This is a genomic window from Shouchella shacheensis, from assembly GCF_001484965.1.
Lineage (GTDB): Bacteria > Bacillota > Bacilli > Bacillales > Bacillaceae_D > Shouchella > Shouchella shacheensis.
The window spans coordinates 17,997-29,696 of sequence record NZ_LLYY01000039.1 but is presented as its reverse complement, the minus strand read 5'-3'; the positions used below and the strand labels follow the sequence as shown (position 1 = coordinate 29,696).

Below are 11,700 nucleotides of genomic sequence, written 5' to 3'. Positions count from 1 at the left end.
AGTCTTTTAATACTTTAGAACCCCACTCCTTTAGGTGTGGGAGGTTCAGAGTGCAGTACAAGCGATCCTCCTTTGTTCTGATTGTGGCCAAGCGTTCATACACTGAATCAGGATCAAGGATAGGGGGTCACTATGGAAGCTCTCATACTCTGGGTTATCGAACATTTGCGCTCCTGGTCGTATGTTGGCGTCGTGCTCATGCTTAGTCTAGAAATGGTGCCAGCCGAGCTGGTTCTGCCGCTGGTTGGCTACTGGGTGTATGAAGGGGACATGCTGTTTTTCCTTGCGGTTCTCGCCGGCTCGGTCGGCGGAGTGACAGGACCGCTCACTCTCTATGCCGTCGGTCGTTTCGGGGGGCGGCCGCTTGTGGAGAAGGTCGGAAAGTATTTTCTTATTCGTGAAAAGGAAATCCACGCGGCCGAGCGTTTTTTTGCAAAGTACGGAGCCGGGGTCGCCTTTTTTGCCCGCTTTTTGCCTCTTGTACGCACGGCAATCTCTATTCCCTGTGGCATGGCGAAAATGAATGTTCTCGCCTTCTCCTTGTACACGTTTTTAGCGATGGTCCCTATTACCTACCTATACGTGTATATCGGATTTGCTCTTGGGCCAAGGTGGCGGGAAGCTGCAGGGTATGCCAATGAATTTCTGCTTCCTTTAGTCATGATTATTCTTTCAGGTCTGTTTTTCTATATTGTGGTAAAATGGATCATAAGGAGAAAATGTTGACCGCTTTGCGAGGAGGGAATCGTGTGAAACGAGTGATGGTGATTGGATCATCTGCCGGTGCAGGCAAGTCTATGTTTTCACGAAAGCTATCGGACATTACGGGGCTTCCTGTCCATCATCTGGACACGTTTTTTTGGCAGCCAGGATGGGTCGAGGCTTCTCTTGAAGAGTTTCGGGCCAAGCAAGAGTACGTGGTTTCAGGTTCAGAATGGATCATAGAGGGAAACTATTCGAACAGCTATGACATTCGAGCCGCTAAAGCAGACACGGTGATTTATTTAGAAATGCCGCTGGCTGTCTGTTTGTTCCGAGTGTTGAAACGCCGCGTTCAGTATGCGGGCAGAACCAGGCCCGATCTAACGGAAGGGTGTCCTGAGAAGCTCGATTTCACCTTCCTTTCATTCATTATAAGAACCTATCGACCAAGAAAAAGGAAAATGAGAAAACGAGTGGCGGCGTTTCTGGATCTTGGGACAGGTCGTCAAGCGTATGTTATACGAGGGAGGAAGGAGGCGTCGGCTTTCCTCGAAAAACTCTCAAACAGGGCGGAGTAACGGTTGCCGCCCTTGTGTGGAGCGCCTTCGATCGCATAAAGTGGGAAAGAAACCATAGACGATTTGAAAAAATGTTGAAAAAAGGGGTGAATGGAGAGGCAATAGATAGTACAATGGGGACAGGAGTTGTTCTTCTTAAGATTTTTTCTGAAATCGATTCCATAAAAGGAGGAAATCCATATGAAATTAGGAGTATTTGCTGTACTGTTTGCGGAGAAACCGTTTGAAGAGATGCTCGACCATGTGAAAGCACACGGGCTTGAAACCGTGGAGCTTGGGACAGGTCCCTATCCAGGAACGGCTCATTGTAACCCTGCAGAGTTACTCGAAAATCCGGCGAAATTGAAAGCGTTTAAAAAGGCTGTCGATGACAGAGGGCTGACCATTTCGAGCCTAAGCTGCCACGGCAACGCGCTAACACCGAATAAAGCGTTTGCCGAGCAGTCGCACGATGCATTCGTCAAGACGGTCGAACTGGCGGAAAAGCTTGAAGTGTCGACAGTCACAACGTTTTCCGGAACGCCTGGAGCATACCCAGATGCAAAAGAACCTAGTTGGCCTGTCGCTGCCTGGCCAAACGAGTACGGAGAGATGCTTAAATGGCAGTGGGACGAGAAGCTAATCCCTTACTGGAGCGAATGGGGAAACTATGCAAGTGATCGCAATGTCAAAATTGCGCTTGAACTTCACGGAGGGTTTCTTGTGCATACCCCGGCAACCTTGCTTAAGCTTCGTGAGGCAGCAGGGGAAGTCATTGGTGCAAACGTGGACCCGAGTCACCTATGGTGGCAGGGAATCGATCCTGTGGCGGCCATCAAAATCCTTGGCAAAGAAAAAGCCATTCATTTTTTTCATGCGAAAGATACGTACATTGACCCGGAAAATGTGAATATGCACGGGTTGCTCGATATGCAGTCATACGCCAATATGCAAGACCGGGCTTGGATTTTCAGATCGGTCGGCTATGGTCACGATGTGAAAACATGGGGCGACATCATTAGCACGCTTAGGCTCGTAGGGTATGACGGGGCTGTTAGCATTGAACATGAAGACGGCTTAATGTCGATTGAAGAAGGATTCTCAAAAGCAGTTGCTAACTTAAAACAAGTGATGATCAGTGAACCGGCACCAGACATGTGGTGGGTATAAGAGAGGAGAACGTACGATGCAAACGTTGAAAGTCGCGGTGATTGGGAATGGAAGCATTGCCATTCACCGGCATGTACCGGAGTACGCGGCAAACGAAAATGTGGAACTAGTGGCCTTTTGTGATCTAACCAAAGAGCTTGCTGAAGACATGGTGGCTAAGTATGGCGGCCGCGCTTACACCAACTACAAAGAGCTTCTTGAAAAAGAAGATGTTGACGCGGTAAGCGTTTGTACACAGAATGTTGACCACGCCCAGGTCTCGATTGCAGCTGCAAACGCTGGCGCCCACGTGCTATGCGAAAAGCCCATGGCGACCAGCCTTGAGGAAGCAAAAGAAATGATTCAAGCCGCCAAAGACAATAACGTGAAACTAATGATCGGGCACAATCAACGTCTTATGCCGCCTCATGTGAAGGCGAAGGAGATTCTCGCCTCTGGAAAGCTTGGCAACATTCTCACCTATAAAACCACATTCGGTCATGGGGGCGCGGACTCTTGGAGCATCCAAGGGAAAGACACATGGTTCTTGAAAAAGAACAAAGCGTTTGTAGGGGCTATGGGAGATCTAGGGGTGCATAAGATTGACTTGATGCGCTGGCTCTTGGATGATGAAGTCTCAGAAGTCTCTGCCTTCGTAGAAACGATTCACAAAGAGGCGGACGTTGATGATAACGCGGTCACACTGATGCGTATGAAGGGCGGCGCCATTGGGACGATGACGGCCAGCTGGACGTATTACAAAGGCGAGGACAACACGACGACTATTTACGGAGAGAACGGTGTGCTAGAAATTCACGATAATCCGAATGTACAAGTGGTGGTGAAACTCGTGGATGGCACGGTGGAGAGGTATTCAGTGGGGGAGGTAGCGACAAATGATAAGCAAGTGGCAAGCGGCGTTATTGATGCGTTTGTCAAAAGTGTAGTCGATCAGGAAGATCCAGCGATCACAGGAGAAGAAGGGATGAAATCATTAAACGTGGTCCTTGCTGCACTTGAATCCGCCGAAACGAAACGTTTTGTCTCAGTCGAATCCGTTTGAGAAGGGATGAATAAAAATGGGGAAATTACCAATCGGCCTTCAGCTGTATACGTTGCGAAATGAAACGGAAGAAGATTTTGCCGGAACGCTCCAAAAGGTAAAAGACATCGGCTACGAAGGTGTCGAATTTGCGGGTTTTGGCGGTTACTCTGCTTCTGAATTAAAAGAGTTGCTCGCAAGCATTGGCCTCCAGGCGTTTTCGAGTCATGTGCCACTGCAAACGTTAAGAGATGATCTGGAAGAGACGATTCGCTATCACAAAGAGGCGGGTATTCACTATATTATCTGCCCATTTTTAGACGAGAGCGAGCGCTCTGAATATGAACTCCTTGCCGCCACCTTAGATGAGATTGGTGGGACTTGCAGAGAAGCGGGTCTAACCTTTTGCTACCACAATCACGACTTTGAATTTGAGCGTGTGGATGGGGAGTACGCGCTGGATTTGATTATGAATCACACCATGCCCGCTAACGTAAGTCTTGAGCTTGATACGTATTGGGCTGAGCGTGCAGGCGTGAATGCACCGGGCTATTCGAAATCCTACACTGGTAGATTGCCGCTTGTTCACATTAAAGACCTGAAGTCAAAGGACAACCCGACGTTTGCGGAAGTGGGCGAAGGCATTCTTGATATCAGCGTGATCATTGCTGCCGCTGAAGAAGCGGGCGCGAATTATTTGATCGTTGAACAGGATCTTTGCGAACGGTCGCCTCTTGAATCCATTGAAATTAGCTATAAGAACTTGCAAAGAATATACCCGTAAACAACAACCCCACCCGTGACCTTTTTCCGTCATGGTTGGGGTTTTTCTTAGAAAGTTGGTTAGCGGGGAGGTGGGACAGGAGGGACAGCTGTCTGACTGGCAATTAAAATTCTTTCTTGCCTTCGGGTGCCGTTGTCTGCTATAATCATTTTCATACGATAACAAAAAAGAATATTTTCTTATCACGAGGAGCAGAGGGACTGGCCCGATGACGCTTCAGCAACCCCACATTTGTGTGGAAGGTGCTAATTCCTGCAGGGTAATGCCTGGATGATAAGAGCGTTGAATGGTAACTTTCAGTCCTCTTTTCATTTTTGAAAAGGGGGCTTTTTGTTTGGCTGCGGCGGGTAAGAGCTCGGGATTTTGGGCAACCCACCTGCGCTTTTCGGTTGTTTTCTAGAAATTTATCCCTAGTTCCCCTCTAAATTAAATGGGGGTAGTGAAGAAGGTGGAGAGAACGATGATTGAGTTTAAAAACGTGAGCAAAACGTTTCAAACGGATGGCGGCAAATTAAAGGCCCTTGATAATGTCAGCCTGGAGATTAACAAAGGAGAGGTATATGGAGTCATAGGTTTTAGTGGTGCCGGAAAAAGTACGTTGATTCGCTGTGTGAATCTCCTTGAACGTCCTACTGAGGGAGAGGTTATCGTAAATGGAGAAGTGTTAACCTCTGTAAAGAGTACCAAGCTTCTAGAGGCTAAGCGAAACATCGGCATGATTTTCCAACATTTTAACTTGCTTCACTCGAAAACCGTTTTTGAAAATGTAGCAACGCCGCTCAAACTTGTGAATACGCCAAAATCGAAAGTGACGGAGCGAGTGACGGAGCTACTTACATTTGTTGGACTTACGGATAAAGCCCACAGCTACCCTGAACAGCTTTCGGGCGGTCAGAAACAGCGCATAGGTATTGCCCGTGCACTCGCTTCGAACCCCGCTGTGCTTTTATGTGATGAAGCGACTTCGGCTCTTGACCCAGAAACAACGAGCTCAATCTTACAGCTTCTAAAGAAAATAAACGAGGAGTACAGCATAACGATCTTGATTATCACACATGAGATGGGCGTCATTCGTGAGATTTGTGATCGTGTGGCTGTGATGGAAGCGGGTCAAGTGATTGAAGAAGGCACGGTTCTTGATATCTTTTCAAAGCCGCAGCACCAAACGACCCAAAAATTTGTCCGTTCAGTCGTTCAAGATCAAATTCCAGATAGTGTTCTAAAAACACTTGATCAAAAAGATGGTACATCTGGAATCTACAAAATTGAATTTATTGGAGAGTCATCGGGTCAACCGCTTCTCTCTAGTCTCGTTCGTCAGTTTGATGTTGATGTGAATGTGCTTTATGGAAGCATTATCGAAATTCAAGCAACGCCATTTGGCCACTTAATTGTTGAAATCCAGGGAGATGTTCCTTCAGTACAAAATGCGTTTACTTATATTAAAAGCTTAGGTCTAACCGTCACGGAGGTGAAGCGCGGTGACTGAAACATTGCCAGATTTATTTAGACCAAACATTACAGCCGAGCAGCTATTTGAAGCACTGTACCAAACCCTTTACATGGTCAGCCTTTCTCTTGTCTTTTCTGTTCTTGTCGGAATCCCATTAGGGGTCGTTCTTGTGGTCACTCGAAAAGGACATATCTTAGAGAATGCCGCTATCTTTACTAGTTTGAATCCTATAGTTAATATTTTGCGCTCCATCCCTTTCATTATCTTAATGGTAGCCATCATTCCATTTACTCGCTTGCTTGTGGGTACATCTGTTGGGACCACCGCAGCTGTGGTTCCGCTCGTCGTCTATGCGGCTCCTTACGTTGCGCGCTTAATTGAAAACTCCCTTCTTGAAGTGGACTACGGCATCATTGAAGCGGCGGATTCAATGGGAGCAACCAAACTGCAAATCATTATGCGTTTCCTGCTACCTGAAGCAATGGGGTCGCTTATTCTAAGCATTACAACGGCAACGATAGGCCTTGTTGGGGCAACGGCCATGGCTGGTGCGATTGGTGCTGGAGGGGTTGGTGACGTAGCGATCACCTATGGGTACCAGCGCTTTGACAATGCCACGATGATTATTACCGTCGCTCTACTCGTAATCATTGTCCAAGGTCTTCAATCTCTCGGAAATCTCTTATCTAAACGCGCGCGTCGTCGTTAATTTTAAAAAACTAGGAGTGTTCATCTATGAAAAAACATTTTGCTTTCTTTGTTTCCGCTTTTGTTAGTATCCCTCTTCTCGTCGCATGTGGTTCGAATTCAGACGATCAAGCATCTGGAGACGGTGAATTCAGCCCCGATGATCCTGTTGATGTTACAATTGGTGTCACAGGAACGGATACACCACAATGGGATTACATTTCTGAACTTGCTGCAGAAGAAGGCATCAATATTACCATTCAGCGCTTCAACGACTATGTACAACCAAACCTTGCTTTGGATGAAGGGGAACTTGACGCGAACGCCTTCCAAACGGTTTCTTATTTTGATAACTTTGTAGAAGAACATCATTTATCTGTTGAAGCGATCGGTTCCACAGTGATTGCGCCAATGGGACTCTATTCTGACCGCTATGAATCGGTTGAAGATATTCCAGACGGTGCTGAGATTACCATTGATCAAGAAGTCACCAACCAAGCGCGGAACTTAATGCTTCTTGAACAAGCAGGACTTCTAGAGCTTGACGAAGACTTTGGAGTGACCAGTGGAGTTGATCAAATCACCAACAATCCAAAAAATATTCAGCTTACGCAAATCTCAGCCGGCAATGCACCACGTGTGATGCAGGATGTCGATGCCTCTGTAATCAATAATGGGTTTGCTGTTGATGCGGGGCTTATTCCGGTAGAAGACGCCATTTACCTTGAGGATGAAACGGCTACTCCTTATATCAATATTATTGCCGCTCAATCTGACAACACAGGCAACCCTGCCCTCCAACGGATTGTAGAGATCTACCAATCAGATGAAGTCGCAAGGTTTATTGAAGAGGAGTATCAAGGTGCTCAAATTCCCACTGCTGTCAGCTTGGAGGAGTTAAATAGCTACCCAAGATAACGTTTAAACCAAAGGAGCTGTAAAGACTATGACTCAGACGGGATTCGCGAACCTCACGCAAGCCATTGAAAATTCTATTGAACAAAAGAAATCAACGTATATTCTAGCGAGCCATCGTATTCACGAGAGACCGGAAATCGGGAACGAAGAAGTTTTTGCCTCCGCCGAGCTTACTGGATTGCTGAAGGAAGCCGGCTTCTCAATCGAACGAGGGATTGCTGGACATGCGACAGCTTTTATTGCTCGAAAAGGAACTGCTGGAAGTGGTCCTACGGTCGCGTTTCTTGCAGAATACGACGCCCTGCCAGGACTCGGTCATGCATGTGGTCATAATATAATCGGTACAACAAGCATTGCTGCAGCCATTGCCCTAAGTGAAACGCTCGAAGAAACGGGCGGACAAGTCGTTGTTCTTGGAACACCTGCCGAAGAAGGCGGCGACAACGGGAGCGCGAAAGGAAGTTTTGTCAAAGACAATCGTCTCGAAGGCATTGACGCAGCACTAATCATTCATCCCGGAAATGCCACGCGCGTCTCTGGAAGTTCGCTTGCCGTTGACCCTGTTGACTACATTTATCACGGCAAGCCGGCCCACGCTGCTGGCTCGCCGGAAAAAGGAATCAACGCATTAGATAGCATCATTCAGCTCTTTAACGGCATTAACGCACTTCGTCAGCACGTCACCGATGATGTCCGCATTCATGGGATCATCCCAGACGGCGGCAAAGCGGCAAACATCGTTCCAGATTATGCCCGTGCTCGTTTCTTCATCCGTGCTGCTACGCGACCGAAAACGAATGAGATTCGCGCGAAGATCGATAAAATTGCTGAAGGCGCCGCACTTGCGACAGGCTCGAAACTGGAGATTCACGAATTTCAAAATGCGGTCGATGACCTGTTGCCCAATGACGTGCTAAACAATCTTTTTATTGATACATTCAGGCGGTTTGGTGAAGACGTGCTAGAAACAGAAAAAAGCGGTCTTGGCTCGACGGACACGGGCAACATCAGCCAGGTCGTACCGACGATCCATCCCTACATTCAAATTGGGCCTGATGTGTTAGTGGGCCACACCGTAGCATTCCGTGAGGCTGCTAAGTCTGCAAAAGGAGATGAAGCACTGATCACGGGGGCAAAAGGGCTCGCTCTCATTGGGTTAAAGCTGTTAACGGATACAGAAACATTGCACGCTGCCAAAGCAGAATTAATGGAACGAAAACGGGCTGCTGCGGCTGACGTTGGATAGAACTGGTTTGGCCTTCTCTTCGTTTCGAGAGGGTAAGAGCTGATATCCTTTATAAGGGGATTGGGAGAGGCTAGGCTAGTTTTGATCCCCTGGCTTGAAATCCACTAAATGAACAGTGGCTTACATTCCTGAACTTCTTGAGCACCCAGCCGGCTCCCAAGTCTACGAAAGGCCTTAACGACTCGCTCCTGTCTTTTCTTCGTCCAAACCACGCCCGGCTCAAGCGCGAGTGTTTGCATGGTGAGCACTCCTGACTTGCGATTAAAAAGGGGGTCGATGCGTCCAATGAAGGTGCCGTCTTCCATGATCGGCATGACGTATGCCCCGTATTTTCGCTTGGTTTTTGGCATATAAATTTCCCAGCGGTAATGGAAATCAAAAAGGTCGGAAACACGTTCCCGCCGCCACATTAAATTGTCCAAGGGAGCAAAAAATTGAACAAAGCGTGGGTCAGGCGCATTCTCACAGGAGAGCAACAGGTCAACATCTTCTCGGAGAATCGTATAGTCTCGCTTTACTCCTTCAACTTGTACCGGCACGAAGACGTCAGTGGCTAAAAGACTTTCGTGTCTCGTTCTTCGCTCCTTCGCGTTGTATCGCAGCCACCCATAGCGAGGATCTCCAGAATCAAATAAACGGTACGCACGAGCGTATTTTAGTAAAAGCAATCGCTTGATTTCTTCTTCCTCCATTTTTTCTCCATCTGCGATAAGGGAAGGGGGGATGACATCTTCGGTGCGGGCAAAATAACGAGTAGCTCCAACCCGCTTGGCGACTTGAACGGCCCCTGCTTGAAACAGCAAAGCAATCACATGAGAGGTCTCCTTTGTTGTCGCGCTTCCTGTGTCCCAGCCCCCGCGTACTTTAGAGGTGCTCCGAAAAGCTTGGGAGGGGAGGGGGCCTTCATCGGCAAGGCGAGAGAGAATCGCGTTTTTCGTCTGGTGGTAGCGCTCAAGTTCGGGCGCTAGATGCTGGGCGATTCTTCTTCTAGTCAGTTCAAAAAGTGGGTAGTCCCTCATAGGCAAAAGGCAAGCTGCTTGTGCAATATACTCAAACGCGTCCCCGTCTTCCAGCAAGGCCTCAAGCATTCCGGGCTGGTAAGAGGGAAGGCGGGCTCCCATGACGAGGTGATGATTTCGCTCTACGGAGGCGACAGGGTCAAGTTGAACAGCTTCCAGTTCCTGAAGAAGAGTGGGTGCAGAAACAATGAGCTTCTTGTTATCAATCAGTGTATAAATGAGAAAGTTCCGGGCGGTTCTCTTGCTAATCACGATCGGAGTGTCCATATTAATTTGGGCTGATCCAGCCTGCACTTCCTTTCTGAATTGGAATGGATACGAAGGGAAACAGACGACTGAAGTTCTCTCCTTAATAATCGAAAAGGTCTATCTGCATCAGTTTATCAGGAACCAGATTAAAGAACAATTGTTCCAGAGTGAAGTAGTTCTGGCCTGGTTAGTCAAGGAGGCCTAGAAGAAAGAGGGGAGAAACATGAGGCGAAAGCGCTACGAAAACCTGGATGGGATAAGGAACCATCATTCCGTGCTCGATTTCTTGCGCTGGTTCAACGAGCGCAGAAGGAAGGAAAAAGATTTACGTGCGCGGATCGAGCAGGTCGAATCCCCTGTTATTCATGAACTAAGAGAAAACCGAACAGCGACAAGTATAACCTGGATTGGACATGCGACATTTTTGATTCAGCAAAACGGGTTGAATCTGTTAACAGACCCGGTCTGGGCGAGGAAGATCGCTCGCTATAGACGTGCCACGCCACCTGGTCTGCCTCTTGATGAGCTCCCTGGTATTGATGCTGTGCTACTATCCCATGGTCACTATGACCATCTAGACTTTGCCACGCTTAAACAGCTGAAAGGAAAGCCGATGTTTTACGTACCGGCGGGGATGAAGCGACTCTTTACGAAAAGAGGGTATAAAAACGTGCAAGAACTTCAGTGGTGGAAGGCGACCACAGTGGGAGGATTGACGTTTTCCTTTGTTCCTGCTCAGCATTGGGTACGTCGAGGGGTCTTTGACCAAAATGCCTCTCATTGGGGTGGGTGGATGATCGAGGGCGCACACGAAAGCATTTATTTTGCAGGCGATAGCGGCTACTTCCGAGGTTTTGCGGAAATCGGTCAGCGCTACCAACCGGATATCGCGCTTTTGCCGATTGGCGCGTATGAGCCCGAGTGGTTCATGAAGCTCGACCATATGAATCCGGAAGAAGCGATTTGTGCGTTTCGCGATCTTGGCGCTGATGTATGCATCCCTATGCACTACGGAACGTTTCGCCTTGCGGACGAGACGGGAATCGAGGCAAGAGATCGTTTTCTTCAAGGCTGGGAGAAGCAGCGGCTTGCCAAAGAACGGTTGGCGATGCTTAAGATTGGAGAAACGCTTTGGCTATGAGCCTACAAAAAAGCCAGAGGTCGTTTCCCCTGGCTTTCAGCAAGCCTATGCTATGCGCTCTCGCTTCTCTTCATTGCGAACAAAGCCGCTATGAGAAAACCACATAATGGTCAAAATAGGAACAGAAACCCCGAATACAGGAATAACCCCTGGCAAGAACTGCATCGCATAAAAGAGTGCGCCAACGGTCACAAGCATCCCGATGCTTAAAAATGGTCGAACGAGAACGTGTAGCACAGAATGCTTGAGAACTTGCGGAATGCTAAGTTCATAGTGAGCAAAAACGGAAAACGCATACATGGCAGTGATGGCGAAAACAACGCAAAGCAAAAGCAGGGGAATGAAGAGCATATTTAAGAATGCATTTGAACTTTGAAAAATAAAAAGAATGTCTATATATAAAATAATTGTAATGGCTGTAAGAATGTAGCCGAGAGCTTGTACGCGCCAAAAGTCCTTGAAGAAATATGAACAAAATGTTTTAAATAGTGGAAGATCAGATTCTCCGCGAATCCATTGACGTGTGATGGCGTAAGCCGCAGCTGTTGCCGGAAAAAGTCCGAAAAGCACAAGGCCCGCAAGCGTGAAGCCAATCCATAGTAAGTTTAAAATGGCAAGGCGCATAATCCACTCAGAAAGTTTATACAACCCACCCATGAATCCCCCGGTTTCCATAGCTGTCCCCTCTTTCCGAATGATTTGTTTCCCTCATTTTATCATAAAATCATTAGAAGAGGAGGAATAAACGAAGAC

General features: G+C 47.7%; 12 protein-coding genes and 1 riboswitch. Of the genes, 10 read left to right on the top strand and 2 right to left on the bottom strand.

What is annotated here, in order from left to right:
- Nucleotides 1-132 precede the first annotated feature (132 nt).
- The 9 genes from AVZ68_RS18080 to AVZ68_RS18040 all read left to right on the top strand — a co-directional run bounded on the left by AVZ68_RS18080 (nucleotide 133) and on the right by AVZ68_RS18040 (nucleotide 8,538).
- Nucleotides 133-726 (top strand): DedA family protein, encoded by a 594-nt coding sequence (locus tag AVZ68_RS18080; protein ID WP_059105971.1) that lies wholly within the window; start codon nucleotides 133-135, stop codon nucleotides 724-726.
- A 23-nt stretch (nucleotides 727-749) separates the two neighbouring features.
- Nucleotides 750-1,280, top strand: coding sequence for a P-loop NTPase family protein (locus AVZ68_RS18075; RefSeq protein WP_059105970.1), 531 nt, complete (start codon nucleotides 750-752; stop codon nucleotides 1,278-1,280).
- Between the two features lie 180 nt (nucleotides 1,281-1,460).
- Nucleotides 1,461-2,429, top strand: a complete 969-nt coding sequence (locus AVZ68_RS18070; protein WP_059105969.1) for a sugar phosphate isomerase/epimerase family protein — start codon at nucleotides 1,461-1,463, stop codon at nucleotides 2,427-2,429.
- A 16-nt stretch (nucleotides 2,430-2,445) separates the two neighbouring features.
- A complete protein-coding gene (locus AVZ68_RS18065) occupies nucleotides 2,446-3,471 on the top strand; it encodes a Gfo/Idh/MocA family protein (RefSeq protein WP_059105968.1) in 1,026 nt (341 codons plus the stop codon).
- Between the two features lie 16 nt (nucleotides 3,472-3,487).
- Nucleotides 3,488-4,234, top strand: coding sequence for a sugar phosphate isomerase/epimerase family protein (locus AVZ68_RS18060; protein WP_059105967.1), 747 nt, complete (start codon nucleotides 3,488-3,490; stop codon nucleotides 4,232-4,234).
- Nucleotides 4,235-4,410: 176 nt separating this feature from the next.
- A riboswitch (SAM riboswitch) is annotated at nucleotides 4,411-4,514 on the top strand.
- 180 nt (nucleotides 4,515-4,694) lie between these two features.
- Entirely contained in the window at nucleotides 4,695-5,723 is a 1,029-nt protein-coding gene (locus AVZ68_RS18055; RefSeq protein ID WP_059105966.1) for a methionine ABC transporter ATP-binding protein, read from the top strand.
- 28 nt (nucleotides 5,724-5,751) lie between these two features.
- On the top strand, nucleotides 5,752-6,396 hold the full coding sequence (locus AVZ68_RS18050; protein ID WP_437182711.1) for a methionine ABC transporter permease: 645 nt from the start codon (nucleotides 5,752-5,754) through the stop codon (nucleotides 6,394-6,396).
- 26 nt (nucleotides 6,397-6,422) lie between these two features.
- Nucleotides 6,423-7,292, top strand: a complete 870-nt coding sequence (locus AVZ68_RS18045) for a MetQ/NlpA family ABC transporter substrate-binding protein (protein WP_059105965.1) — start codon at nucleotides 6,423-6,425, stop codon at nucleotides 7,290-7,292.
- 28 nt (nucleotides 7,293-7,320) lie between these two features.
- Nucleotides 7,321-8,538 carry a M20 family metallopeptidase gene (locus AVZ68_RS18040; RefSeq protein ID WP_059105964.1) on the top strand — a complete coding sequence of 406 codons (1,218 nt, stop codon included), beginning with the start codon at nucleotides 7,321-7,323 and terminating at the stop codon, nucleotides 8,536-8,538.
- A 104-nt stretch (nucleotides 8,539-8,642) separates the two neighbouring features.
- Here AVZ68_RS18040 and AVZ68_RS18035 read toward each other — a convergent pair whose 3' ends face one another.
- The gene (locus tag AVZ68_RS18035; RefSeq protein WP_180316731.1) at nucleotides 8,643-9,809 is read right to left on the bottom strand and encodes a DNA glycosylase AlkZ-like family protein; all 1,167 of its coding nucleotides are present in this window, start codon (nucleotides 9,807-9,809) and stop codon (nucleotides 8,643-8,645) included.
- Nucleotides 9,810-10,029: 220 nt separating this feature from the next.
- Here AVZ68_RS18035 and AVZ68_RS18025 point away from each other — a divergent pair, with 220 nt between their 5' ends.
- Nucleotides 10,030-10,947, top strand: a complete 918-nt coding sequence (locus AVZ68_RS18025) for an MBL fold metallo-hydrolase (RefSeq protein ID WP_059105961.1) — start codon at nucleotides 10,030-10,032, stop codon at nucleotides 10,945-10,947.
- A 45-nt stretch (nucleotides 10,948-10,992) separates the two neighbouring features.
- Here AVZ68_RS18025 and AVZ68_RS18020 read toward each other — a convergent pair whose 3' ends face one another.
- Nucleotides 10,993-11,622, bottom strand: coding sequence for a YesL family protein (locus AVZ68_RS18020; RefSeq protein WP_059105960.1), 630 nt, complete (start codon nucleotides 11,620-11,622; stop codon nucleotides 10,993-10,995).
- Nucleotides 11,623-11,700: the final 78 nt, after the last annotated feature.